Genomic DNA, 24,480 nt, shown 5'->3' with positions numbered 1-24,480 from the left:
AAAACAGTTTTACAGAAAGCTTAGCTGCATTCACTTAAAACCAAACATCTGCATTAATCTTATGCTCATCTTTGAAATCTAAAATAGTAGAATTTTAAAAATAAAAAGATGAAAAATACAACAGTAAAAAAAGGAGTTTTAGTAGTAGCGTTAGTAGCATTTGGTGCAATGGGATTAAAAGCACAACCACCAAAAGGAGAACAACGTAAAAGACCTACGTTAGAAGAGATTTTTAAACAGATGGACGCTAATGAAGATGGTAAACTTACTAAAGAAGAGGTAAAAGGACCTTTAAAAAAAGATTTTAAGAAAATTGATGCCAATGAGGATGGGTTTTTAACTAAAGAAGAAATAGAAAAAATGCCTAAGCCAGAAAAGAAAGAGAAACCATCTAAATAAAACTTATGAAAATTTCTAAATTAAAATATATACCATTATTTAGTATAGCAACTATTGTTACTGTAGCATTTATTGCCTGCAGTAATGATAGTAATTCTGATGAGGATGCTATAAATAATGATGATACAAGTGCTGAATTACACGCAGCTTTTGCAGAGTTTGATTCTGAGAATGTAACAATTTTATTAAATGGTACAGAAGTAGAAATAGAAACTAACGGAATGCCAAACCATACGTCTCCGTATTGGTCTAATACTACAGAACGTTCTGCTGTAGACCCAATGGGTAATACGTTAACTACAGAAGCAGCAGATAGTAATCATCCTTTATTTGTAGAGCCTACGGTAACTAGTTTTGAAAAAATGGCTCCAGGTAATATTGATGATTTTAATGGATCATATTCTTTGACTGTTCCCCAAACACCAACTAAGGCATCTACAAGTACTTCTACTGGTTTAGGAGCTATTGGTATAGCTGTAAGTGGTGCAATGATTTATAATGATGAAGAAGGACCAAATGTACCTTTAGATGATGCAGTAGGCTCTTTAGATTATACAGCAGCACATACAGGTCCGCAAAGTTACCATTACCATTTGGAAACCAAAGCATGGTCTAATGATGATGAAAATTTAATTGGTATTATGGCCGATGGTTTTTTCTTATATGGTAGAAAATGTAATGCTACAGGCACTTATCCTACAGATTTAGATGCTTCTGGCGGGCATACAAGTACAACACAACACTCAACTGAAGAAGAATATCATTATCACATACAAAATGAGTTATATCTTAACCAATTTTACATTCTATTCCCAGGAGATTACCAAGGTTCGCCAGCTACTATTTTATAAGTTGTTGTTAGTTGTTGCTTTACTGTTTGTAACTAGTTGTACAACGGTTACTGCTGTATCAAAAAAGAACTTAGAAGTAAAAAATAATAAAGGGCTTGTGTATTATAAAAACAAGCCTTTTACTGGCTTAGCTATTAGTTTTTATAAAAATGGTGGCAAGTCTGAAAGTATTAGCTATAAAAATGGAAAAAAAGATGGCAATTACCAAAAATGGTTTTATACGGGTGATCTTAGTTACCAAGCATATTACAAAAACGGAAAAAAAGAGGGCGTGGCTAAGTCTTGGTGGAGTAATGGTAAACTAAGGTCTAGATCTGTTTTTGCAAACGGAATTGTAAACGGTATACAAAAGCAGTGGTACAAAACAGGAGCAAAATTTAAGGAGATGAATATTGTAAACGGAAAGGAAGAAGGCTTGCAAAGAGCATGGCGTAAAAACGGAAAAATATACAATAATTATGAAGCAAAAAACGGTAGAATTTTTGGACTTAAAAGAGCAAATCTTTGTTTTCAATTGGAAGATGAAATTGTACAGGTTAAATAGCTTGTTTACAGCATTTTTACTTGTTTTTACATTGTTAGGATGCAATAATAAATCTAACAGTGAAAAAGAGAGTGCTTTACCTTATTATGGTGAATCTAGTTTTACTCCAAAATGGTTGGCTACAGATAGTAAAGAAGCTATGGAAATGCATAGAATACCCAATTTTAGTTTAATAAACCAAAACGGAGAAGTAATAACACGTAATACTTTTAAAAATAAAATTTATGTAGCAGATTTTTTCTTTACTAGTTGTTCTGGTATTTGTCCTAAAATGACAAGTAATATGTCTGTATTACAAGAAGCTTTTAAAACAGATGATGATGTTTTGTTGTTATCACATACGGTAACTCCGGAGACAGACACAGTAGAAGTTTTAAACGAATATGCAAAAACTAAAGGTGTTACGCCTAACAAATGGCATTTAGTTACTGGTAGTAGAAGTGAAATTTATAACTTAGGTAGAAATGCCTATTTTATAGAGGAAGACTTAGGAGAACTAAAAACAGATGATGATTTTTTACACACAGAAAATTTTGTTTTAATTGATAAAAACCAACACATTAGAGGTATTTATAACGGGTTAAACAAAACTGCTATACAACAACTTATTACTGATATTAAAACTTTAAAAGAAGAGTCTTAATTACTTGTTTTATATTTAGTTAGAATATAATATTAAAGCAACACCTAAAAGTATACCAGCAAGCGGAATAAGCTTTTTTCGTTTGTTTTTTTCTTTAAACAAAATTCCGCCTAATAATACGGCTATTAAAATTTGACTCCTTTTTATGGCAGATAAAAGCATTATTAATGCATCTGGATCTTGTAGTGCTTTAAAGTAAAAATAATCTGCAGTTTGCAATAAAATACCAACAGCGGGTATAGACCAACGCCATTTAAACGCTTTTCTTTTGTCTGCCTTTGGAAACCAAGTTATGGCTAGTATAACTAATAATATTAAAATAGTATACCAGCAAAACCAAAACTGTAGTGTTTGCGGATTTAAATTTACCTGTTGTATTAAAAATTTATCATATAAACCGCTAGATGAGCCTAAAAAGGTAGCACCTATTATAGCAAATATCCATTTGTTCTTTTTAAAATTGATACCTTCTTGTTTTCCAATTCTAGAGTATAAAAAAACAGAAAATATGATTAAGAAAAAGCCAATCCATTGCCAATAATTTGGTCGTTCATGATAAATAAAAATTGCGCCAATAAAAGTAAAAAAAGGTCCGGCGGAACGTATTGGAGTAACAATAGTAATGGGCAAATGTTTTAAGGCTTGGTAAGCCAATACCCAAGAGCCAGCCATTAGCATAGATTTTATAACAATTAATGCGTGGTTTTGCCAAGGAATATCTGTGATGTAAAAACCAATTTCTTTAGTAAACTCAGGATAAAATTTAGATCCTAAATAAAAAGGTAGTAACAGTAAAAAACCAGCAGTTATAGTACCTAAAAGTACAGGAAAAACCTCATTGCCTTGTACAGCATGTTTTTTACACAAATTATGTAACCCTAAAAATAAAGCCGATAAAAGGCCTAAATACATCCACATGGCCGCGAAGATAGTTTTTTAGATAATTTTTAAGAGTGTTGTGTATTATTTTATGTCAGATTTCTTCAATTTAAACGGATTTAAACTAATGTATATTATGGTATAGATAAATAACAGAAGTAAATACCAGGTATTACTTATTAAGTCTGTATATGTTAGTTTTCCTTTAGAAAAGCTTAAAATCATTAACACTTGTGCTCCATAAGGTAATAATCCTTGTGTAATACAGGCAAAAATATCTAATATTGAAGCCGTATTTTTATTGTCTAACTTATACTCATCGTTTATAGTTTTGGCAATAGTACCAGAAATAATTATGGAAACGGTGTTATTTGCAATAGCCATATTAACCGTACTTACTAGTGTGGCAATTCCAAATTGTGCAGATTTTTTACTCTTTATAAGTGTTTTTATTTTATTTAGAATATAGTCTATCCCTCCATTTTTAGCAACCAAAGCAGCTAAGCCACCAGACAATAAGGATAACAAAAAAATCTCTGTCATACTCGTAAATCCTGCATATGCATACTTAGTAGATTCAATTAGCGTAAAGTCACCGTAAAATATACCAATTATTGCAGCTAAAATTACACCAAGTAATAAGGTAACAAAAACGTTTACACCAATAACAGATAGTGCAATTACAAATACATAAGGTACTATTTTTAGTAGGTTATAATTATAGGTTGTATTTTCTAAACTATGCGCATTTAAATCTGCTCCTTTAAAAATTAATACAACAATTGTAATTAAAGCTGCTGGTAATGCAATTTTTATATTTTGTTTAAATTTATCGCTCATTTTAACTCCTAAAGATTGTGTTGCTGCAATAGTTGTATCTGATATTACAGAAAGGTTATCTCCAAACATAGCACCACCTAAAAGTGCACCACAAAGCACGGCTAAAGATGCACCACCTTTATCTGCAAACCCTATAACAATTGGTGTTAAAGCTACAATGGCACCTACAGATGTACCTGTAGATATAGATAAAAAGGCAGCAATAATAAACACTCCAAAATAAATGTATTGTATAGGAATTATATCTAACCCTAAACTCACAATAGCGTCTACACTACCTGTTTCTTTGGTAATTGTTGCAAATGCACCAGCCAACAAATATATAAGGCACATAGTTAGTATTTTACTATCTCCACAGCCTTCTAAAAGTGTATTAATTTTAGCATTAATAGTTTGTTTAAATAATAAAAAAGCGGCTATAATACCTGCAATAACAGCTATAGGCGCTGGTAATGCATAAAAGTCGTTCTGATAAATACCTACGCCTAAAAATGTAAATACAAATACAAATAAGGGTAATAATGCTATAAGCTTTGGTGTACTATTTTTTATTGCAGTCATTTTTATTGTTTTGCAGAATCACAATAAGAAAAAGACAAATAATAAGGAGTTAAATTAACATTTTTTCCAAAGTATTGGCTTATCCTTTTTTAGCACCTTGCTCGTTATTGCAGGTTGCTATCTCTTTTTTTTGAGATTCTTGATAATTAAGTGCGCAAAACTAAAGCATAACAACGAGATAAAATCATAATTTTCTGTTATTTTTTACCACCAAACAACAAAAAACTTTTCTAATTCTCCGTTAGGAAATTTTATCCAGCATAATGGAGACTTTTTGGCAGTAATTAAGGTGTTAACCTCTGCAGTAAATGTATTATATGTTAGCCAGTTTACTTGTGTTTTTACTTCTTGCAGCCAATTAGTTTTGTTAGGTATATAAAACTTACACTTATTAAATTGCTCTAATTGTGCATGCTTAACATAAAAACCTTTTACACAGTTCTTATTTAACTGCTTAAATTTTACACTTCTTTTGTAAGGTGTAAATAGTTGTGCTTTAAAAAATACACGTTGTTTAATTTTATTTAAACTTAAATTTAGCTTTTTAATTATTGGGGTTGTATGGGTGTTGTAGAGTAGTGGTAGTTGCTTATCTTTAAGTTTATCTAACTTTTTAATTAGAGAATCATTTCTGTTTGGTCCAATCCAATAATCTAACTCAGTACTACCAACCGTATCATCAAACAGGTAAAATTTATAAATTATTTCTATATGATAGGCTATTTTGTTTTTTATTAAAATACAGTCTATTTCACCAATAGTAAGCTTATTGTTTTGTATTTGTAGGTTTTCTGCTAAAATAGTAATGTCTTTAGATTGCTTAAAATCTGTGCTAACATAGCGTTCTACCCTTTTTCCTAATCTTAAATTTGTTGGTATCTTATCAGTAAATTTTGGAGTATCATTTTTTTCTAGTTCAAACTGTTTTAAACCATACACGCTGTTGCTTACCCATAGTGTTGGGGTATTTACATAACCAATAAACTGTTGCTCTATGTCTTTGTATTGTAATGTCATTTAAAACAAAGTAAACACTTGTACTAATTAATTAACTATTTCTACAAATAAAACTATATTTGTGATAATAAATGGTTTAAATGAAAATTAAAATAGCTCAATTTATATCTGTATTAGGACACCCGTTGTTGCTATTTCCTTTTTTAATTTTAATTTTTAATCTTAATGATAAGGAAACAGTCTTTTCCCATACCTTATCTCTTATTTATGGCATTTTTTTTCTAGTTTTAATTGCTTGGGTCTATATAGGAAAAAGAAGAGGAAAATATACAGACTTAGATGTGTCTAACAAAAGGGAGCGTAGATCGTTGTATATATTTGCTTTACCACTAATGGTTTTGGTTCTTTTCTTTTTATTTTATACAAACCAGCCTGTTTACATTTGCACTAGCTTTTCTATAGCTACGCTTATGCTTTTAGCTTCTTTCGGAATTAATTTTCTTATAAAAATATCTATGCACGTGGCTATAAACATATATTTAGCACTTGCTATTATATTTGTAAATAGGCGTTTAGGTGTTGTTCTTATATTATTTACATTTTTAGTAATGTGGTCTAGACTTGTATTAAAAAGGCACACACCAAAAGAGGTTGTTACAGGCTTAATTATAGGCTCATTGTTTGGGCTAACCTTAGTACTTATTTCTTAGAAGTTCCTTAAAGTAATTTTAAAACGAAAATATATCAATTACAATTAAATATATATTAGATGGCTACATTTTTATATTCTAATATAAGACTCAGTAACTGTTTGGCTAGTTTTGGAGTGTAAAACAATCAAACATAAAAATGAAAAATACTTTAAAAATTACGTTTCTACTTGTTATGTTGTTAATAACTTCCTGTGGTAGCGATAAAGACACAATCAGAATTTCTACACTAGAAGGCTTACAAGCAGCCAAACAATTAGCAATGACTAGTTTTGGAGCCGATTTAGAAGTTTATAGGTTAGAGTTTTATTCTAAAGAAGATTTAAACTCAGATTTAGGGAGCATTACCATTAAGTATTTAAAAGATGGTAAATTATTTAGCAGACGTTATACCACAAAAACAAATTATGCTGAAGCTACTTTAGAAGATGAAAAGCTTTTGAATGATGCCTTTCAGAAAAAATTTCATATCAAAAATGCACAAGGTAAACTTAAAATTAGTGATCTAGATGTAGATGCTATTTTTTCTAATGTAAATAAAGGTGTTGTACTTATTGAAGAAGAAATGGAAATAGACAACTATCAAGTTAGAGAATACTACGTTGAAGTAGACACTAAGACAAATAAAATATCTTCAGATTTTGAAATACACGTAACAGAACCTAACAATGAAACCATTGAAGGACGTAATATAGTAACTAATTTTTATGAAGTTGAGTTTAAGGTCGATGAAAATGGTGAACTTACCATTAAAGGCTAATAGTAAATATACAATATAAAGCGTTCCCCGCTTTTTACAAAGGTTGTCCTATGTTCCTATAGGCAACCTTTTTTATTTTTAGGACTAAATTACATAGACAAAGTAAGTATATGTAAAAGTTTTTTCTTACAAAAAATATTTTATAAGATAGATTCGTAATTTTATTTTCAGCTGTATTTACCAACAATATAGTTTTTTTACCGATAAAATACATAAGTTTTAATAGGTTATTTATATGCCTGTTGAGTATTTGTCTAGTGTATATTTATCATATTTTTCTTGTTAAATAGTAGTTTCGTGTTAAATAATTTTAGTCTGTTTCCCCAGGATATGAATTTTTTTGAAGAAAATAATTTAATCAATATTTAAACTACATTTTTTATGAAAAAGATTAGCCTACTATCAATTATTATGTTTCTACAATTGCTATTTGTTAATGCTCAGTACGATTGGGATAACATACCTATACCCGCAAATGCCGGATCAGGAAAAACGTGGCAATTACAAGTACAAGCCAGTGACGATTTTAACTACCAATTTTTACCTTCTACCAATGTTACCGATTTTGGCCCAGGAAATAATAAAAAATGGTATAATAAATACCATAATTTACCAAGTGGTGCTCCCAATAATTTTGAAGGTCCAGGACCAACAAAATGGATGCAAAACCACGTAGCTGTTTCTGGAGGTCATTTAAATATTTGGGCATCTAGAATCCCTGGAGCAACCAAGTCTTTTGTTGGCTCTAGCGGAAATTTAATTTCTAGACCAGAAACAAGAGCTGGTTGTATAACTAACAAAACGCGTGTAAAATTCCCTGTATTTGTAGAAGCTAGTATAAAAGTAATGAACTCTTCATTAGCTTCGGATATTTGGCTACTTAGCCCAGATGACACACAGGAAATAGACATTATAGAATGTTATGGAGGGCCAGGAGACGACAATAGAAATGGTTTCTTTGCAAATAAAATACACCTTAGTCATCATGTATTTATTAGGCCTCCAAACTTTAAAGATTACCAACCTGCAGATTTTAATAGTTGGTGGCAAAAAAATGGAGTTAACCAATGGGGAGGAAGAGTTGTAAGAATTGGTGTTAATTGGGTTTCAGCTACAAGATTAGAGTATTATGTAGACGGGCAAATGGTACGTGTTTTAGATGATACTGCAGTACAAACCAGATTAGCAGATGGTACTTGGCAATATACATACCCAGCTGGTGTAACAAGTACTGGTGTTAACGGACAGTTAGTTAGAGAAAATGGATATCAAAAAATGAATATTGCTACTAGTTTAAATGATGCAAAAAACAAGTCTAATATTAGTGTTATAGATCCATTTAATTATTTAAATAACCAGAGAAGATTTACAAAAGAAATGGATATTATTATTAATGTAGAAGACCAAAGTTGGCAAGCAGAGGCTAACAGATCTGCTACAGATAAAGAGTTAGAGAATTTTGAAAATAATAATTTACTTGTAAATTGGATTAGAGTATACAAACCTGTTAATGCTAGTAACTTTGTTAATACAGAGATTTCTAATAATTCTGCTAGAACTTTAACTTTTAATGAAGAAGAAAAGCAAGAGCTAGCAGTATTTCCTATTCCTGCTAAAGACGTTGTAAATATTAGTAGTAAAGACTATGTACAGGCTAAGGTTTATAATTTGCAAGGACTAATTGTTTTAAGAAAAGATGTTGCAGATGGTACACTAAATGTTTCTTCTTTAGAAAAAGGTATTTATGTACTAGAATTAGCCAAAGCAAATGGTGAGTCTACAAAGCAAAAAATTGTAATATCTAAATAACAATTTTCTTTATTAACTTAAAACCCAAAACATAAATTATGTTTTGGGTTTTATTTATAATTTAGTTTTTTCACTTTCCTTAGGTTCAACTTTAGAAGAATATTTTTTAAAAAATTGCTGCTGTTGCTGTAGCATTCTATTTCTAATTTTATCTAACTGCATAAAATCTTCTCCAAAATCACTAGAGAAAAAATCATCATTAAAAAAACTATCCATAAATATAGAGTCTATATCTTGTGGTGTTGGAAAGGAGTGTAAACTAGAGAAAAACTTTGACTTGTAACTGTGTAACAAGCTGTCTTTTTCTAGATCAGATAAGTTGTTGTATGTGTTACTAGATGACCAAGAGTAAATACTATCATACTGTATTAAATTTCCCTTATCATCATACTGTTTATTCACTTTCCAGTCACCTGGCGGAACTTTTTCTGCCGTTTTTGGCGTTGTTTCTTCTTTGTTATTTTGCCCATTACAACTAACGTTTAAGCAAATTAGTAGGGCTAGAGCTAAATACTTTTTCATAGTGTAAAAATTAATTAGACATTATAAAATAACAGGAAGCTAATTGTTAGCTCCCTGTTATTATTAATTAAGATATATTTATTGTTCTAGCAGGCTTTTGCTTTGCCTCTTCTTTTTTTGGTAAGGTAATATGCAAAATACCATCTGTATACTTTGCATCTATACTAGCGTCATTAACAGTTTCTGGTAGTGTAAAAGTTCTTTTAAAAGATGAGTATCCAAACTCTCTACGCGTATAGTGTTGGTTGTTAGTTTCTTCTTCCTCTTTAATTTCTGCAGAAATAGTTAAAGATTGGTTATCTATTTCTACCTGAAAATTAGATTTATCTAACCCAGGAGCAGCCATATAAACTAAAAATGACTCTGGTGTTTCCTTAATATTTACCTTAGGCAAAGTTATACCTGTATTAAAGTTAGATGTAAATACAGTAGGTAAATCTAAATTAAACATATCGTCTATTACTCTAGACCAGCTAGGAAAGTTAATAGGTGAATTTGTGCTTGTTAAACCTCCGTTTTTAGGAACATTAATTAAATTGCTCATAATTACAAAAATTTTAAATTAAACAAAAAATCAAATACTTAATATGTAAGTAGTTAACAGCAAAAAAAATGCCAATTTATAAAACTGACACATTAAAAAAATCTTAATATTAAATACTTTTTTAAGCTCTAATAGATGGTGCACAAGAACCTCGTTTTAATAACATATATTCTCCGTTATTTTTAAACTCTTTAATAGAAGTACCTGCGTAGCGTTTAAATGTTTTAGATAAGTGACTAACATCTGTAAACCCTAATTCATCAGCAATTTCTGTAAGTGTAAAATCAGAGTTTAATAAGCGTATCTCTACTAACTTTAGCTTTCCTTTTATAATATATTCTCTTAGTGACATTTTTACTTGTTTTTTAAAATATTCACTAACATAGGTTGGTGACATCATAAAAACATCTGCCAAATTTTCAACTTTTAACAATTCCGTCTTGTCAATGTTTTCATTTATATATGCAAGCATTTTTGTAATTCTATTATCAGAATTATTGTTAGGAGTTTCAAAATAAGTACTGTTTTTAATATTGCGTATTAATATTTCTAAAATACTAGTCATAAAACTAGTTATTAAGCTAACCGAGTCGTCACCATAACTTCTAGACTCTTGCAATATCATATCTATTAAACTTTCTAAATAATTGCGGTCTATTTCATTTTTAATAATATCTCCAGGCAATTGGTTGTAATTAGATAGTATGTATGATGCTTCTTTAAACCATTCATTTCTATCTATAGTCACTTTATTTACATTTTTAAAAAACGAATCTGTAAATTTTAAAAACACAAAATTAGTAGACTCTTTTATATTAAAAGAATGGCATTTTAAAGGTGGTAACAAAAATATACTACCTTTTTCATATTCATAGTCGTTGTAGTTTATACACTGGGTTCCTTTACCATTTTTTATTAAAACCAACTCAAAAAAATTATTTTTAACAGGTCGCTGTTTCCAGTCTGTTAATTCTATTTCTTGTATTTCAAAAGGTTTATGTGCTTCTAGTACTTGCATTTTTGAGATAATTAAGCTTTAAATGCACTAAAATAGAATATATTTTGAAAATTGTATAAATATTAACCTTTATTTATACAATGCTATCCTGTGTAATTACTTATAAATAGATAATAAAGTGAGTACCTTTGCTAAAGGTATAATTATATTGTTTTAAAAATTAAATGGATTTATTTAATCAAACCAATTTATTTTCAACTAAAGAAGTCCGTAAAACTACTTTTGATTTACCAGGAGCGGATATTACGTTGTTCGAAAATTTCTTCAACATTGAAGAGAGTAACAAGCTGTATAAAAGTCTACTTCATAATACGCCTTGGCAGCAAGAACAAATTAGCATTCACGGTAAATTGGTAGATTATCCTAGATTAACTGCTTGGTATGGAGATGTTGACAAAGACATTAAATACACGAATACAAAAAGTAAAATGCATTTGTGGAATAACGATTTACTTTTCATTAAAGAACATATAGAGAAAGAGGTGGATATAAAATTTACACGCAGTTTACTTAATTATTACCGTGACGGAAAAGATAGCGTAGACTGGCATCAAGACTACAAAGGAGAACAACGAAAAAATACGGTTATAGGTTCAGTTACCTTTGGTGCAACCAGACCTTTTCAGTTAAAACACATATCAAGAACAGATTTAAAACGTGTAGATATTCCATTAGCAAATGGTAGTCTTTTGTTAATGCAAGGCGCTACACAAGAAAATTGGAAACATAAAATACCTAAAACAAAAAAACATATTCTACCTAGAATAAATTTAACCTTTAGGTGGATTGCTTAATTAAAAAAACTTGTATTAATAAAGGTTTAACATTAACTTAATGTACGTTTTAATGCTTTAAATGCTTTTTTTAGGTTGTTTTATGAATATTTTAAGAATAAACCTCTAATTAACCTTTTTTTGTACCTACTTCTCCTTTTTTTGTACTATTAAATAGCTTTATACCCTACATATCTTTGCCTTAAAATTAAACAACATATAAAAAAAGATATAATGAATACACCAAACATTGCAAAGGAAGATATTTTAAACGCGTTTAACTACAGACACGCTACCAAAGAATTTGATGCATCAAAAACATTAACCGATGAGCAAATCAATTTCATCTTAAAAACAGCAAATTTATCTCCAAGTTCATTTGGTTTTGAACCTTGGCATTTTATCGTTGTTCAGGATAAGGAATTACGTGAGCTATTAAAGCCAGTGGCTTGGGGTGCTCCGGTAAAATTAGATACTGCTAGTCACTTCATTTTAGGTTTGGCAATGAAAGCTCCTATGGTAAAGCATGATGCGCCATATATTGAACATATGATGAAAGAGGTAAAACAAATGCCCGAAGATGTTGTTGAAATGTATTCTAAATTTTACAGAGAGTTTCAGGAGCGTGATTTTACCTTAGATTCAGATAAAAAGTTATTCGATTGGTCATCAAAACAGACTTACATTGCTCTAGGTAATATGATGACTGCTGCCGCACTTACAGGAATAGATTCTTGTCCTATTGAAGGTTTCCATATAGAGGATACGGAAGCTTTATTAAGAGATAAATTCGGGGTGGATACAGATAAATATGGAATTTCTTTTATGGCTGCATTCGGATACAGAAAAGCAGATCCTGAATTCCCTAAGTCTAGAAGACCATTAGAGGACATTGTAACTTGGAAATAAGAAATATTATGAAAGCAATAGGGTACAAAGAGAATCTTCCAATTGACAATATAAAGTCTTTACAAGATGTAGAATTGGAAACTCCAAAAGCTACAGGAAGAGATATTTTAGTAGAAATAAAAGCTATTTCCGTAAATCCGGCAGATTATAAGGTACGTGCAGGAATGCCTGCAGAAGGTGACAACTGGAAAGTTATTGGCTGGGATGCAACGGGAATTGTAACTGCTGTTGGAGAAGATGTAACCTTGTTTAATGTAGGAGATGAAGTTTGGTACGCAGGCGATTTTACTCGTCAAGGTAGTTATGCAGAATACCAAATTGTAGATGAGCGTATTGTTGGTAAAAAACCACAAAGCTTATCTTATGCTGAAGCTGCTGCATTACCATTAACCACACTTACAGCCTATGAAATGTTGTTTGATAGGTTAGAGGTATCTAAAGACGATGCCAGCAAATCTATTTTGGTCATCGGTGCCGCTGGTGGTGTAGGTTCTATTTTGGTGCAATTGGCTAAAAAACTGACCAAGTTGAATATTATAGGTACGGCTTCTCGTGAAGAAACTACGTCTTGGTTAAAAGAATTAGGTGCAGACACGGTTATTAACCACCGAAATAAATTGAGCGAAGAGTTCGAGAAATACAATTTACCGGCTCCGGAGTATGTAGTAAGCTTAAATGCTACGGAACACCACGTAGATGAAATTGCTAAACTGATAAAACCTCAAGGGAAATTCGGATTTATAGATGACCCAAAATCGCTAAATGTAATGCCTTTTAAAGGTAAAGCGGTTTCTACGCATATAGAGTTAATGTTTACACGCTCTATGTTTCAGACCGAAGATATGATTGAGCAGCATAATATATTGAACAAAGCTTCTGAATTAATCGACAACGGAACTATTAGAACTACGTTAGGCGAAAATTTTGGAACTATAAACGCTGAAAACCTTAGAAGAGCGCACGCTTTTTTAGAAACAGGTAAAGCAAAAGGTAAAATTGTTTTAGAAGGATTTTAGGCTAATTGAGTTAAATAAAAACATTAATAAAAAATATCAAAATGAAAAAAACAATATTACTTGCATTAGCAATAGCAACAACGGCATATACAAGTGCACAAACACCAACAACGGATCCTGCCAAATCTGTAAATGAGGTGGTAACGGCAGACAATGTAGAATGGGGTTGGTTAAATCCGTTACGTGGAGACAAAAGTCCGGCTGCCGGAAAACTTTGGGGAGATCGTACAAAGAATGAACCTGCAGGTTTTTTAGTGAAATTTAAAAAAGGATTTTCATCGCCTCCACACATTCACAACATTACTTATAGAGGTGTTGTAATACAAGGTTTATTACATAATGATGATGAAAAAGCAGAAAAACAGTGGTTACCAGCAGGATCTTATTGGCAGCAGCCAGCAGGAGAAGCACACATAACTGCAGCAGATGGACAAGAAAATTTAGCTTTTTTAGACATTCAAGAAGGTCCTTATTTGGTACAACCAACATCTGAAGCTTTTGATAATGGCGAAAGACCTATTAATGTAGACAAAACCAATATGGTTTGGCTAAATGCAAAAGATATTAAGTGGGTAAAAGAAAAGAGTAATGTGCAAACTGCCTTTTTATGGGGTAGTCACGAGGAAAACCAATTGCGTGCAACACTTTTAAAATTACCAGCTGGTTTTAGTGGTAGCATTAAAAATTTGAGTCCAAACTTTAGAGCAGTAGTTATTTCTGGTGGTATAACTCATCAGTTTTCTAAAAAAGATGCTAAAAATGAGTTGCAGCCTGGTTCTTATTTTGGAGCTAAAAAAGGTGCTACATCAAAAATTTCAACAGAAAAAGAAACAGTTATTTACATAAGAAGTAACGGTAATTTTGAAGTGAAGTAATGAAGAAAAAGATAAGTATCATATTAAGTTTAGTTACTTCAGTTATGGCTTTGCAAGGACAAAACACCATTTCCGAAGTAGAAACATATGCTACGGTAGATCAAGCGGTGGGGAATATTGCTTTTACCAATGATGGTGAATTAGTTTACAGTCATCATCCATTTTTTTCTCCGGATATAAGAGTGGTGAAGTTTGATAAAAAAACGAATACGACAACGCCTTTTCCTAATTTAGAATGGAATACACCACGAGAAACCGATGATAATTACTTGAGCAATGTTTTAGGAATCCGTAATGATGAAAATGGTGTTATCTGGATGATAGATATGGCGCAACGTAACAATGTAACGCCAAAAATTGTAGGTTGGAATACAAAAACTGATAAATTAGAACGTATATATTACTTGCCAGAGTCAAGTGTACCTTCAATTAGCCAACCTAATGATATGGTGGTTGATACCAAACACGGTTATTTTATTATTGCCGATGAAGGTATTGGTAAAGGAGGAGATGGAAGCAAGGCAGCTTTTATCATCGTAGATATGAAAACGGGAAAAACACGTCGGGTTTTGGAGGGTACACGTACTACAAAACCAGAAAATACCCCAACGGTTATAAATGGTAAGCATCTGGCAGTAAACGGTAAAGATTTGTTGATTGGTAATGACGGAATTACTGCCGATGCTAATTTTGAATACATTTACTACGGACCGTTAAACGGACCAAAAATCTATCGTATTAAAACACTGGATTTGGTAAATGAAACGTTTACAGATGCTGATTTAGATGCTAAAATTGAAACCTATTCTAATAAGCCTAATAATGGAGGAATGTCTATTGATAAAGAAGGAAACATTTACTTAACAGCTTTGGAGACTAAAAGCGTAGCTGTAGTTTTAGCAAAAGACCGTAGTGTAAAAACTATGGTTCAAGATCAAAATATGGTATGGCCAGATGGTGTTAGTTACAATCACACAGATGGGTACATGTATGTGTCTGCAGCACAAGTAAACAAAGGAGCTGTTTTTAATAACGGAAAAAGTATAGCAACACCGCCATTTTATATTTTTAGATTTAAGCCAATTGTTGAAGGTGTTTCTTTTAGATAAAAAATAATATAAATAAACCATTTAGAGGCTGTTTTTTTAGTATATTACTTGAAAGACTGTTCCCCAATGAAAAGTCGCTTTAGGGCGACTTTTCTATTAAAAATAAAACCAACAAAATGCCACGTACGATAATTGAAAATATTGTAATTCAAGAATACAAAGAGCAAACGTTTTTTGAATTTTGTAAATACACAACCATTCGGTTTTTTGAAATTGTTTATTTTGAAAAAGGTACAGGGACCATTAAAATTAATGGTAAAACGGTAAACTATTCGTCTAACAGTATTTTCGTTTTTGTGCCAGACGATATTTATATTGTAAATCCGGAATCGGCAACTACAACTGTAGCCATTAAGTTTTTAAAGAGCTTTTTTAGGGGAGATGCTCCGCAAAATGCAAATCTTCCGGTAAACGATTGGTTTCGTAAAATTGAAGGTATTTTAAACAGTGAAAGTCATCAATTACGTGAAATGCGTTTTGAAACGGAATCGGACAAAATACACCTAATATCACTGATAAAAATGGTGGCTGCGGAAAACGATAAAAAGAAATCGTATGATCTCTTTATCATTCAAAATTCACTTTCTGTAATTCTTCATTTAATTGCACGTAATATTCAGTTTTTAAATGCCGATATGAGCACTAAAATTGTTGAATCATCTAAAATTCAGCAAATCATCAACTTTATTCACGCTAATATTTACAATTCAGAATTGCTTACCACCAAAAACTTGGCAGAAGAGTTTCATATGGCGGACAATTATATTAGTGAGTACTTTAAAAAGCATACCGATGTTTCTTTAAAAAAGTACATTCTTAACTACAAATTAAAACTGGTAGAAACCCGTTTAAAATATACCGATTTGCAGTTTTCAGAAATTGCAATGAAATTAGGGTTTACAGATTCTAGTCACCTTAACAAAACTTTCCAAAGCTACAAGGGGATGACTATTGGGGCGTATAAGGCTAGTATTTCTGCATAATTTTTCAATGAAATAGTTTTTTATTACTGCTGTTATCGATTTTCATAATCGATGATTTTAGCGTATTCTATAGTTTGTTTACCTAAAAAAAATCCATTAACCTTTTTTTTTACCAGAAGCCCTTTGTTTTTTACCCATCTAAAAGTGTATGTCCAAGATACCTTTGTACTGTAATTAATACAGAATAAATATCAACCAAAAACTTAATACTATGGACTACAAGAATTTTCAAACATTTACGGCAAAACAAACAGGAGGAATTTTAACAATTGATATCAACTTTGGACCAGTAAACGTACAAGGACAAGAAATGTTAGCAGATTTAAGCAGCCTTTGTTTACGATTAGAAAGAGATAGAAGTGTAAAAGTAGTCGTTTTTGAATCTTCTAATCCAGATTATTGGGTGTGTCATTATGATACCAACTTGCTTAGAGATATGTCTATAGAAGCAGTACCAAGAAACGAAGTACAGTTATTGGACTTACAAGCTGTTTTAGAACGCTTAAGCAAAGTACCACAAGCAACTATAGCAAAAATTGAAGGTTTTGCGCGTGGTGGCGGACACGAAATGGCATTGGCTTTAGATATGCGTTTTGCAGCCAGAGGAAGAGCCAAATTTATGCAAATGGAAGTAGGTATGGGCATTTTACCCTGTGGTGGTGGAGCTTCACGTATGGCAAGACAAGCAGGATTAGGAAAAGCACTGGAAATAATATTAGGTGCAAGAGATTGGGATGCTGATGAAGCTGAAAAATTTGGAACCATAAACAAAGCTTTAGACGCTGATGAAATAGGACCTTATGTGGATGCTTTGGCAGAACGTATTTCAAAATTTCCGGCAGATTCTATTGCAGCTAGCAAACGCGCAGTTTATGCGTCTATAGACTTACCAATTAAAGAGGCTTTAAAAGAAGAAGCATACCAATTGTTTCAAGCAACAAGTAAAACACCAGCCGTTAAGCGTTTCCAATATGCAGATGATAACGGTGCCCAGTTTGACCATAATAACCAAAAGAATTGGGAGCAAATGGTGATGGATATTCAAGAAGTAAATTAATAAAACAAGAATTATAATTAAATAAAAACAGAGATTGATATGAAAGCAATGTTATTAAACAGTTACGGAGAAAATGCAAATTTTGAAGTTTCAGAAATAGCGAAACCAGAAGTTACCGCAAATCACGTTTTAGTAAAAATAGCGGCATCTAGTGTAAATACTATAGACACTATGATTAAAAATATGGGTAATGATTTGCCTTTGTCACCTGCAACTCCAGCATTATTGGGAATGGATTTTTCAGGTATTGTAGAAGCAGTTGGTGATGGTGTAGAAGGTTTTAATGTAGGTGATGAAGTATATGGTTGTGCAGGCGGACTTGCAGATTTACCAGGTACATTAGCAGAATATATTGTGGCAGATAGCAACTTGATTAGTCATAAACCAAAAGGATTAACAATGCGCGAAACTGCAGCCTTACCATTAGTAGCTATTACAGCTTACGAAGGTTTAACTAGAGCTGGCGTAAAAGCAGGTCAAAAAGTATTGGTGCACGGTGGTTCTGGTGGTGTTGGTCACTTAGCGGTACAATTGGCAAAATATTTTGGAGCCGAAGTTTTTGCTACAGGAACAGGAGAAAACCAAAAAGCAATTGTAGAAAAATTTGGAGCAACCTTTATTGACTTTAAAACTGAAAAGGTAGCAGATTACACAGCAAAATATACCGATGGTGGTTTTGATGTTGTTTTTGATACCGTTGGTGGTCCAAACCTAACCAATTCTATTGAAGCGGTTGCCTTAAACGGACATATTTCTACAACAGTATCATTATGTGAGTTAGATTTAACACCGTTACACTTTAAAGGAGCTACATTACACGTAGTATTTATGTTAATACCAATGTTACATAATTTTAAAAGAGACGTGCACGGAAATGTATTAGAGCGTTTAGCAGAAATTTCTAACGAAGGACACTTAACTCCAATTGTAGATGAAAACAGCTTTTCTTTAGAACAAGTTGGTGATGCTTACGCACATTTACAAAGTGGTAAAGCTATTGGTAAAATAGTAGTAGAAAACTAAAAATAATAGGGATTTGCAATGTATCCTTATGTCTGACTAATAGCTATGAATGCCTCTTTTTTAGAGGCATTTTTCGTTTTTAGAAAGTTAACCTTGTTTTTTACCTAAACTTCCATTTTTGTTACCATTATATAAGAGTAAAGGCATTGTATCTTTGTTATAAGATTATGTATTTAGAAACGGGTTACAAGAGTGTTGGCTAACATATATCAATATTAAAAAAAATAAAATGAAACATATATTAATTACAGGAAGCACAGACGGTATAGGCAAATTATTAGCCTTACGTTTAGCTAAGGAAGGACATTATATTGCCATTCATGGTAGAAGTGAATCTAAATTAGCATTAACCTTAAAAGAAATAAAAGAGCAAGCTAATACAGATAATGTAATTGGTTTTTTAGCAGATTTTTCGGATTTAAATGATGTAAAAAAAATGGCTAGTGAAGTTATTTTAAAAATGCCAAAGATTGATGTATTAGTGAATAATGCCGGTGTTTTAATTTCAAATGGAAAAAGCACAACTACAGACATTAGATTACTGGTAAATTATTTTGCTCCTTATGTATTAACCAATGGATTATTAGCAAATTTAAAAGCATCAGACGCACCAAGAATTGTGAATTTAAGTTCTGCTGCACAGTCTACGGTTAACATACAAGCATTAGAAGGTAAAACTAGTTTAGGTGCCAATGAAGCATATGCACAGAGTAAATTAGCGTTAACAATGTGGAGTTTTTATTTAGCAGTACAAGAGCCTTCTATTACAGTAGTAGCTGTAAATCCAGGTTCTTTATTAAATACAAAAATGGCAAAAGAAGCATACGGACAACACTGGTCTCCTGCAGATAAAGGTGTAGATATTCTTTATGATTTAAGTATGACGGATTTAGCTAAAACAGGCAAGTATTTTGATAATGATAAAGGTACATATGCACCAGCGCACTCAGATGCTTATGACACAAATAAAATTGAAAAATTAATTGAAGCTACAATGCCTAATTTAGTGTAACATAGTTTATTATTGTTGTTTTTTAAAATGAGTTTTTGGTTGTTTAACGCAACTAGAAATTCATTTTTTTGTATCTTATTTTCAACTAAATTCGCAAGATGAAAAAAATATTAGTTTTGTTTTCTCACCCTAATTTTGAAAAATCTAGGGCGAACTCTATTTTAATTGAAAAAATTAAAGAAAAAGAAGGGGTTACAATACATGATTTGTATGAACGTTACCCAGATTTTAATGTAGATGTAGCTGTAGAAAAAGAACTTTTAAATTCTCATGATATAATTATTTGGCACCATCCTTTGTATTGGTATAGTTGCCCTCCTTTAATGAAACAGTGGATGGATATGGTTTTAGAATTTGGTTGGGCTTACGGTCCTAATGGTACCGCTTTGTATGGTAAAAAGTGCTTAAATGTTATAACAACAGGTGGTACAAGAGCTGTTTATTGTAAAGAAGGTACCAATAGTTTTTCTGTAAATGAGTTTTTACGTCCTTTTGAGCAAACAGCAAATTTGTGTGGTATGTATTACTATCCACCATTTACCGTTATGGGAACGCATAAAATTGAAGAAGAAGCATTACATAGTTACGCACATCAATATGATAATTTATTAGATTTACTTAAGCAAGACTTATCTTTAGAAGAAATAGGTGAATTTTCATTTTTAAACGATATACCACAATTAAATACATAGATTATGACAGGTAGTATTCTTTTTGAGGCTATTGTTTTTTTATTAGGGGCAATTATTTGTGTTTCTATAGCCAAACGCTTAGGACTAAGTTCTGTACTTGGCTATTTGTTTGCTGGTGTTTTAATAGGACCTTATGTTTTAGGTTTTATTGGAAAAGAGGGTGAAGACATATTGCACTTTGCAGAGTTTGGAGTGGTAATGATGCTTTTTTTAATTGGTTTAGAAATAGAACCCAAAAATTTCTGGAAAATGAGAAAAACCATTGTAGGTATGGGTGGCTTACAAGTAGCTGGTACAATGCTAATTTCTTATTTTTTATTTTCTCTATTGGGTTTTGATTGGAAAGTGGCGCTAACATTTTCAATGGCAGTAGCATTGTCATCTACAGCAATAGCATTACAAACAATTAAAGAAAAAGGGTTATTAAATACAACATTTGGTGCTTCATCTTTCTCTATACTACTGTTTCAGGATATTATAGTAATTTTTATGTTGGGTGCATTGCCATTGTTAGCAAATACAACTAATAAAGTGTCTGAAAATACCTCTGGACACGCTAATTTATTGCAAAATTTGCCTTTAGGTTTGCAAACACTAGCAATACTAGTTTCTGTAGTTTTAATAATTGTTACAGGTAAATATTTAATAGTACCAATGTTGCGTAAGGTTGCAAAAACAGGAGTTAGAGAACTACTTATAGCTGCTGCCTTACTTATTGTTTTTGGAATCTCATTTTTAATGGAATTAGTAGGTTTGAGTCCAGCATTGGGTGCTTTTTTAGGTGGCGTAGTTTTGTCTAACAGTGAGTTTAAACACGAGTTAGAAAGTACTTTAGAGCCCTTTAAAAATTTACTATTAGGTTTATTTTTTATGGCTGTTGGAGCATCTATTAACTTTGTAGTTATAGCTAAAAGTCCGTTTACTGTAGGCGGTATTTTAGTTGGGGTTATAGTACTAAAAGCTTTGGTACTTTATATAACAGCTACTGTATTTAAACTTAAATTAAATCAGAAATTACAACTAAGTTTTACATTATCGCAGGTAGGAGAGTTTGCGTTTGTTTTGTTATCTTTTGCTTTTTCATTACATATTTTAGAACAAAATCAGTTAGATATTATGTTGGTAGTTACTGCCTTAACAATGACAGTAACGCCAATTATAGGTATGATTAATGAACGCATTATATTACCACGTTTAGGAACTAAAGAGTCTATAAAAAGACCTATGGACCATATTGCCAAATCCCAGAAGATAATTTTAGTAGGTTTTGGACATTTTGGTAGTACAATTGGTCGTTTTTTGCGTACACACGGAGTAGAAGCTACAATTTTAGATCACGACTCTAATCGTGTTGATTTTTTACGTAAAATGGGTTTTGAAGTTTATTACGGTGATGCCACACGTACAGATTTGTTAGAATCTGCAGGTATTGCAGAAGCTAATATTTTAATATGTGCTATGGATAACCCAGACGTTATTAAAAAATTGGCTAAAACAGTAAAGAACAAATATCCACAGGTTAAACTTATGGTACGTGCAAAAAATAGGTATGCTGCTTATGAGTTTTTAAATATGGATATAGATCATATTTACAGAGAATCTTTAGAAACATCATTAAAATTGGCTAGTGAAGTTCTTAGTCAAATGGGTTTTAGAAAGTATACGTTACAACGACAAATACAAAACTTTATAAAATATGATGAAGATAGCCTAAGACGATTAGCAAAAGAAACTAAAATAGGAGATGATAGCTATATTTTTAAAGCCAGAAAAGAATTAGAACAGCAGGAAAAACTGTTAGAACAAGACTTTAAAAGAGGTGTTGTTGAGTTTGATGGACATTGGGATGCAGAAAAAATTAGAATTTCATTAAATAAAAATAAAGCAATTAAAAATGCTTAATTAAATATGGCTGTTTCTGATGGGTTTTTAAAGTATGTTTTAGATCAATTAAAGTTAGATAATATTACCTCAAAGAAAATGTTTGGGGGTGTAGGACTGTATTGTAATGAATTAATGTTTTGTTTACTTTATGAAGATGTTGTAGCGCTAAAAATAGATGACACCAACATAAAAAAATATATAGACGCAGGAGAAACACCTATTAAGGTATTTAAAAACAGAACTCCTATACCATCATATTATACAGTGCCTACTTCAGTTTTAGAAAATAAAAATGTTTTTACAGTTTGGGCAAAAGAATCTTACCAAATACAATTAAATAAAAATAATATATCATAGTAAATATAAAACAGCCATTATATATGTAATGGCTGTTTAGTTTATAGTTTTTTTGCTTAGTTACAAGAATTAATAGTGCCAACACCTTTGTTACAAATTTTAGCCGTATTATGCTTAACACGTAATATGTGGTTGCTAGGAAAACCTTGTACATTAGATGTACTTACGTTTACATTGTAGTTTCCAAGGCTATTATCTCTTTTAGTATTATCTATGGTAACGCCTAAAGACGGACCGTTATACTCAAAACCAGAAGGTCCTGGTTTACACAATTTAGACCATTCTGAGCAAGGCAAATATGGTAAAAAGGCTTGCTTTAGCTTAGCTCCTGTATTTTTGTAAGTTACTTTTACATTTTTTACAGTAGAGTTTTTAAAACTTCCTGGCTTAATACCATTTACAGCTGGGTTAGAGTGGTTGTATGCTATTTCACTAAAATCATTAGCTATTCTTGCAGCCCAAGTTCTTCCATTATTTCGCCTGTATACAGTTTCTACAGAACCTGCACCCAAAATACCCTCTATATAGTTTTTAAAAGCTTCACTGCTAGCTCTATTTTGCTTATCAAAAATCTCTATAAAACCGTGTTCTACACGTACAGCGTAAGCACAACCAATAGCGGTAACATCATCTATGGTTACTTTTCCGTTTTCCATAAAATGAGGAGAAAACATTACTGGTGTTAAACCACTAGTGTTACTAATTTTTGTAGCAAAAATATCTCTTACACCACCTCTGTTAGCAGCTTTCATTGCCAAGTTATCTGTCTCTAAACGTAGTGTTACTCCTCCTTTACATTTAAGGTTTTTAAATAAAATATTATCTGCAGCATAAGCCTGTATTAATCCATAACCAGTATGTGCATTTGTCTGATTTATATTTTGAACTATACCTTTATGCGGCCAAGCATTACCAGGTTTTCCTGTAAAACTTACTAAAATAGATGCAAAAACTGTTTTTTCATCTTTAATAGTAATATTAGATAGTTTAAAGTTTTCTACATTTCCTAAATCAGCAACTATTAAGTTTTTAGAAGAATTACCTCTTAGATCCACAATAAACTTTCCCCCTTTACCAATAATACTTACGTTTTCTATTTTATCTCCTGTTTTGCTGGCAAAATCAAAAATTCTATGATTGCTATTAGCAGCAATGCCTCTAGTAGGATATATTGTAGCTCCATTTTCAATTTCTAAATGGACATTAGATCGCATTCTAATTTTATTTAAGTAATACTTACCCTTTGGTAGTATAACTACACCTCCAGTACTAGCAATATCTTTTATTGCTCTATTCACTTTTTCAGTATCATCTTTAGTGTCTTTATTATTTACTCCGTATCCTGTTACAACATTTACTTTGTTTGCCAGTATAGCTGCTGTTGGAGGAGTATAAAAGTTAGATGATCTTACACTTACTTCTGTAAGTATTTCTGCTTGTTCTGAATTTTCATTTTCTTCAATTTCCTTAGAACATCCAATAGCAAATAAAGCCATAGATGCAACGTAAAAATGTTTTAATTGTACTCTCATAGTAAAAATTTTAAATTAATTTAAGCAATATTAAAATGTATATTCTTACTTATATAGAAGTAAATTACTGTTAATTAGCATTATTTTAACTATTAAACATAATTAATAGGTATAATAATAATTAAATAACATTATTTTTTTGTTGCAAAAAAAATCATTTAAGCATTGATAATTAGGTACTTACGTTTTTGTGTAACTAATAGTTTAGGAGTTAAATTAGT

At 31.5% G+C, this 24,480-nt stretch carries 26 protein-coding genes and 1 riboswitch; of the genes, 19 read left to right on the top strand and 7 right to left on the bottom strand.

The features are described from left to right. Positions 1-108: 108 nt before the first annotated feature. Genes KLA_RS03070 through KLA_RS03055 form a run of 4 tightly spaced genes read left to right on the top strand, consistent with a single transcriptional unit; the run spans position 109 to position 2,437 of the window. The gene (locus KLA_RS03070; RefSeq protein WP_013622411.1) at positions 109-399 is read left to right on the top strand and encodes a hypothetical protein; all 291 of its coding nucleotides are present in this window, start codon (positions 109-111) and stop codon (positions 397-399) included. Positions 400-404: 5 nt separating this feature from the next. Beyond that, a complete protein-coding gene (locus KLA_RS03065; RefSeq protein WP_034643696.1) occupies positions 405-1,250 on the top strand; it encodes a YHYH protein in 846 nt (281 codons plus the stop codon). A gap of 1 nt (position 1,251) precedes the next feature. Beyond that, positions 1,252-1,794, top strand: coding sequence for a toxin-antitoxin system YwqK family antitoxin (locus KLA_RS03060; RefSeq protein WP_235183512.1), 543 nt, complete (start codon positions 1,252-1,254; stop codon positions 1,792-1,794). Beyond that, on the top strand, positions 1,709-2,437 hold the full coding sequence (locus KLA_RS03055; protein WP_316931896.1) for an SCO family protein: 729 nt from the start codon (positions 1,709-1,711) through the stop codon (positions 2,435-2,437). Before KLA_RS03060 ends, KLA_RS03055 begins: the two co-directional genes overlap by 86 nt. A gap of 15 nt (positions 2,438-2,452) precedes the next feature. Here KLA_RS03055 and KLA_RS03050 read toward each other — a convergent pair whose 3' ends face one another. The 3 genes from KLA_RS03050 to KLA_RS03040 all read right to left on the bottom strand — a co-directional run bounded on the left by KLA_RS03050 (position 2,453) and on the right by KLA_RS03040 (position 5,734). After that, complete coding sequence (locus tag KLA_RS03050) at positions 2,453-3,355, bottom strand: DMT family transporter (protein ID WP_013622415.1); 903 nt, start codon at positions 3,353-3,355, stop codon at positions 2,453-2,455. A 45-nt stretch (positions 3,356-3,400) separates the two neighbouring features. Continuing rightward, positions 3,401-4,717, bottom strand: a complete 1,317-nt coding sequence (locus KLA_RS03045) for a Na+/H+ antiporter NhaC family protein (protein WP_034643690.1) — start codon at positions 4,715-4,717, stop codon at positions 3,401-3,403. 50 nt (positions 4,718-4,767) lie between these two features. Beyond that, a riboswitch (SAM-I-IV-variant riboswitch) is annotated at positions 4,768-4,868 on the bottom strand. A 53-nt stretch (positions 4,869-4,921) separates the two neighbouring features. Further along, entirely contained in the window at positions 4,922-5,734 is an 813-nt protein-coding gene (locus KLA_RS03040; protein ID WP_013622417.1) for a DUF1853 family protein, read from the bottom strand. Positions 5,735-5,814: 80 nt separating this feature from the next. Between KLA_RS03040 and KLA_RS17475 the strand changes: the two genes are divergently transcribed. The 3 genes from KLA_RS17475 to KLA_RS03025 all read left to right on the top strand — a co-directional run bounded on the left by KLA_RS17475 (position 5,815) and on the right by KLA_RS03025 (position 8,953). Beyond that, a complete protein-coding gene (locus KLA_RS17475; RefSeq protein WP_051456028.1) occupies positions 5,815-6,384 on the top strand; it encodes a phosphatase PAP2 family protein in 570 nt (189 codons plus the stop codon). A 139-nt stretch (positions 6,385-6,523) separates the two neighbouring features. After that, the gene (locus tag KLA_RS03030) at positions 6,524-7,144 is read left to right on the top strand and encodes a hypothetical protein (RefSeq protein WP_013622419.1); all 621 of its coding nucleotides are present in this window, start codon (positions 6,524-6,526) and stop codon (positions 7,142-7,144) included. Between the two features lie 381 nt (positions 7,145-7,525). Then, positions 7,526-8,953, top strand: coding sequence for a T9SS type A sorting domain-containing protein (locus KLA_RS03025; protein ID WP_013622420.1), 1,428 nt, complete (start codon positions 7,526-7,528; stop codon positions 8,951-8,953). A gap of 54 nt (positions 8,954-9,007) precedes the next feature. On the opposite strand, the gene KLA_RS03020 is transcribed toward KLA_RS03025, so the two are convergent. From KLA_RS03020 to KLA_RS03010, 3 genes are all read right to left on the bottom strand, one after another. Further along, complete coding sequence (locus KLA_RS03020) at positions 9,008-9,475, bottom strand: hypothetical protein (RefSeq protein ID WP_034643686.1); 468 nt, start codon at positions 9,473-9,475, stop codon at positions 9,008-9,010. Positions 9,476-9,542: 67 nt separating this feature from the next. Further along, positions 9,543-10,019 (bottom strand): Hsp20/alpha crystallin family protein, encoded by a 477-nt coding sequence (locus KLA_RS03015; protein ID WP_034643684.1) that lies wholly within the window; start codon positions 10,017-10,019, stop codon positions 9,543-9,545. Positions 10,020-10,140: 121 nt separating this feature from the next. Next, a complete protein-coding gene (locus KLA_RS03010) occupies positions 10,141-11,037 on the bottom strand; it encodes an AraC family transcriptional regulator (RefSeq protein ID WP_034643682.1) in 897 nt (298 codons plus the stop codon). Positions 11,038-11,201: 164 nt separating this feature from the next. On the opposite strand from KLA_RS03010, the gene KLA_RS03005 reads away from it, so the two are divergent. The 12 genes from KLA_RS03005 (at position 11,202) to KLA_RS02950 (ending at position 22,727) form a co-directional block, all read left to right on the top strand. After that, positions 11,202-11,831 carry an alpha-ketoglutarate-dependent dioxygenase AlkB family protein gene (locus tag KLA_RS03005; RefSeq protein ID WP_034643679.1) on the top strand — a complete coding sequence of 210 codons (630 nt, stop codon included), beginning with the start codon at positions 11,202-11,204 and terminating at the stop codon, positions 11,829-11,831. A gap of 213 nt (positions 11,832-12,044) precedes the next feature. After that, the gene (locus tag KLA_RS03000; protein ID WP_034643676.1) at positions 12,045-12,719 is read left to right on the top strand and encodes an NAD(P)H-dependent oxidoreductase; all 675 of its coding nucleotides are present in this window, start codon (positions 12,045-12,047) and stop codon (positions 12,717-12,719) included. An 8-nt stretch (positions 12,720-12,727) separates the two neighbouring features. Next, on the top strand, positions 12,728-13,735 hold the full coding sequence (locus KLA_RS02995; RefSeq protein ID WP_034643952.1) for a zinc-binding alcohol dehydrogenase family protein: 1,008 nt from the start codon (positions 12,728-12,730) through the stop codon (positions 13,733-13,735). 41 nt (positions 13,736-13,776) lie between these two features. After that, a complete protein-coding gene (locus tag KLA_RS02990; RefSeq protein ID WP_083653586.1) occupies positions 13,777-14,610 on the top strand; it encodes a DUF4437 domain-containing protein in 834 nt (277 codons plus the stop codon). After that, on the top strand, positions 14,610-15,719 hold the full coding sequence (locus KLA_RS02985) for an L-dopachrome tautomerase-related protein (RefSeq protein ID WP_034643671.1): 1,110 nt from the start codon (positions 14,610-14,612) through the stop codon (positions 15,717-15,719). The genes KLA_RS02990 and KLA_RS02985 overlap by 1 nt, the downstream gene beginning before the upstream one ends. 116 nt (positions 15,720-15,835) lie before the next feature. Beyond that, positions 15,836-16,702, top strand: coding sequence for an AraC family transcriptional regulator (locus KLA_RS02980; RefSeq protein ID WP_034643669.1), 867 nt, complete (start codon positions 15,836-15,838; stop codon positions 16,700-16,702). 211 nt (positions 16,703-16,913) lie between these two features. Further along, positions 16,914-17,759, top strand: coding sequence for an enoyl-CoA hydratase/isomerase family protein (locus tag KLA_RS02975; RefSeq protein ID WP_034643666.1), 846 nt, complete (start codon positions 16,914-16,916; stop codon positions 17,757-17,759). Positions 17,760-17,798: 39 nt separating this feature from the next. Beyond that, on the top strand, positions 17,799-18,782 hold the full coding sequence (locus KLA_RS02970) for a zinc-dependent alcohol dehydrogenase family protein (RefSeq protein ID WP_034643664.1): 984 nt from the start codon (positions 17,799-17,801) through the stop codon (positions 18,780-18,782). Between the two features lie 229 nt (positions 18,783-19,011). After that, positions 19,012-19,794: an SDR family NAD(P)-dependent oxidoreductase gene (locus KLA_RS02965; RefSeq protein ID WP_034643661.1), complete on the top strand. Its 783-nt coding sequence runs from the start codon at positions 19,012-19,014 to the stop codon at positions 19,792-19,794. Between the two features lie 98 nt (positions 19,795-19,892). Further along, entirely contained in the window at positions 19,893-20,486 is a 594-nt protein-coding gene (locus KLA_RS02960; RefSeq protein WP_034643659.1) for an NAD(P)H-dependent oxidoreductase, read from the top strand. 3 nt (positions 20,487-20,489) lie between these two features. Beyond that, a complete protein-coding gene (locus KLA_RS02955; protein ID WP_034643657.1) occupies positions 20,490-22,388 on the top strand; it encodes a monovalent cation:proton antiporter-2 (CPA2) family protein in 1,899 nt (632 codons plus the stop codon). A gap of 6 nt (positions 22,389-22,394) precedes the next feature. Then, positions 22,395-22,727, top strand: a complete 333-nt coding sequence (locus KLA_RS02950; RefSeq protein WP_013622436.1) for a TfoX/Sxy family protein — start codon at positions 22,395-22,397, stop codon at positions 22,725-22,727. Between the two features lie 56 nt (positions 22,728-22,783). Here KLA_RS02950 and KLA_RS02945 read toward each other — a convergent pair whose 3' ends face one another. Next, positions 22,784-24,259 (bottom strand): iota-carrageenase, encoded by a 1,476-nt coding sequence (locus KLA_RS02945; protein WP_034643654.1) that lies wholly within the window; start codon positions 24,257-24,259, stop codon positions 22,784-22,786. Between the last annotated feature and the right edge of the window lie 221 nt (positions 24,260-24,480).

Origin of the sequence: Cellulophaga geojensis KL-A, assembly GCF_000568425.1 — a bacterium.
In the GTDB taxonomy this organism is placed as follows: Bacteria; Bacteroidota; Bacteroidia; order Flavobacteriales; family Flavobacteriaceae; genus Cellulophaga; species Cellulophaga lytica.
This window is presented reverse-complemented; position numbering and strand designations above follow the sequence as displayed.

Bases quoted from the DNA above. Each gene is read 5' to 3' on its own strand.
- KLA_RS03070 (WP_013622411.1), top strand. From the start codon at position 109: ATGAAAAATACAACAGTAAAAAAAGGAGTTTTAGTAGTAGCGTTAGTA.
- KLA_RS03065 (WP_034643696.1), top strand. From the start codon at position 405: ATGAAAATTTCTAAATTAAAATATATACCATTATTTAGTATAGCAACT.
- KLA_RS03055 (WP_316931896.1), top strand. From the start codon at position 1,709: ATGAAGCAAAAAACGGTAGAATTTTTGGACTTAAAAGAGCAAATCTTT.
- KLA_RS03050 (WP_013622415.1), bottom strand. From the start codon at position 3,355: ATGTGGATGTATTTAGGCCTTTTATCGGCTTTATTTTTAGGGTTACAT.
- KLA_RS03045 (WP_034643690.1), bottom strand. From the start codon at position 4,717: ATGACTGCAATAAAAAATAGTACACCAAAGCTTATAGCATTATTACCC.
- KLA_RS03040 (WP_013622417.1), bottom strand. From the start codon at position 5,734: ATGACATTACAATACAAAGACATAGAGCAACAGTTTATTGGTTATGTA.
- KLA_RS17475 (WP_051456028.1), top strand. From the start codon at position 5,815: ATGAAAATTAAAATAGCTCAATTTATATCTGTATTAGGACACCCGTTG.
- KLA_RS03030 (WP_013622419.1), top strand. From the start codon at position 6,524: ATGAAAAATACTTTAAAAATTACGTTTCTACTTGTTATGTTGTTAATA.
- KLA_RS03025 (WP_013622420.1), top strand. From the start codon at position 7,526: ATGAAAAAGATTAGCCTACTATCAATTATTATGTTTCTACAATTGCTA.
- KLA_RS03020 (WP_034643686.1), bottom strand. From the start codon at position 9,475: ATGAAAAAGTATTTAGCTCTAGCCCTACTAATTTGCTTAAACGTTAGT.
- KLA_RS03015 (WP_034643684.1), bottom strand. From the start codon at position 10,019: ATGAGCAATTTAATTAATGTTCCTAAAAACGGAGGTTTAACAAGCACA.
- KLA_RS03010 (WP_034643682.1), bottom strand. From the start codon at position 11,037: ATGCAAGTACTAGAAGCACATAAACCTTTTGAAATACAAGAAATAGAA.
- KLA_RS03005 (WP_034643679.1), top strand. From the start codon at position 11,202: ATGGATTTATTTAATCAAACCAATTTATTTTCAACTAAAGAAGTCCGT.
- KLA_RS03000 (WP_034643676.1), top strand. From the start codon at position 12,045: ATGAATACACCAAACATTGCAAAGGAAGATATTTTAAACGCGTTTAAC.
- KLA_RS02995 (WP_034643952.1), top strand. From the start codon at position 12,728: ATGAAAGCAATAGGGTACAAAGAGAATCTTCCAATTGACAATATAAAG.
- KLA_RS02990 (WP_083653586.1), top strand. From the start codon at position 13,777: ATGAAAAAAACAATATTACTTGCATTAGCAATAGCAACAACGGCATAT.
- KLA_RS02985 (WP_034643671.1), top strand. From the start codon at position 14,610: ATGAAGAAAAAGATAAGTATCATATTAAGTTTAGTTACTTCAGTTATG.
- KLA_RS02980 (WP_034643669.1), top strand. From the start codon at position 15,836: ATGCCACGTACGATAATTGAAAATATTGTAATTCAAGAATACAAAGAG.
- KLA_RS02975 (WP_034643666.1), top strand. From the start codon at position 16,914: ATGGACTACAAGAATTTTCAAACATTTACGGCAAAACAAACAGGAGGA.
- KLA_RS02970 (WP_034643664.1), top strand. From the start codon at position 17,799: ATGAAAGCAATGTTATTAAACAGTTACGGAGAAAATGCAAATTTTGAA.
- KLA_RS02965 (WP_034643661.1), top strand. From the start codon at position 19,012: ATGAAACATATATTAATTACAGGAAGCACAGACGGTATAGGCAAATTA.
- KLA_RS02960 (WP_034643659.1), top strand. From the start codon at position 19,893: ATGAAAAAAATATTAGTTTTGTTTTCTCACCCTAATTTTGAAAAATCT.
- KLA_RS02955 (WP_034643657.1), top strand. From the start codon at position 20,490: ATGACAGGTAGTATTCTTTTTGAGGCTATTGTTTTTTTATTAGGGGCA.
- KLA_RS02950 (WP_013622436.1), top strand. From the start codon at position 22,395: ATGGCTGTTTCTGATGGGTTTTTAAAGTATGTTTTAGATCAATTAAAG.
- KLA_RS02945 (WP_034643654.1), bottom strand. From the start codon at position 24,259: ATGAGAGTACAATTAAAACATTTTTACGTTGCATCTATGGCTTTATTT.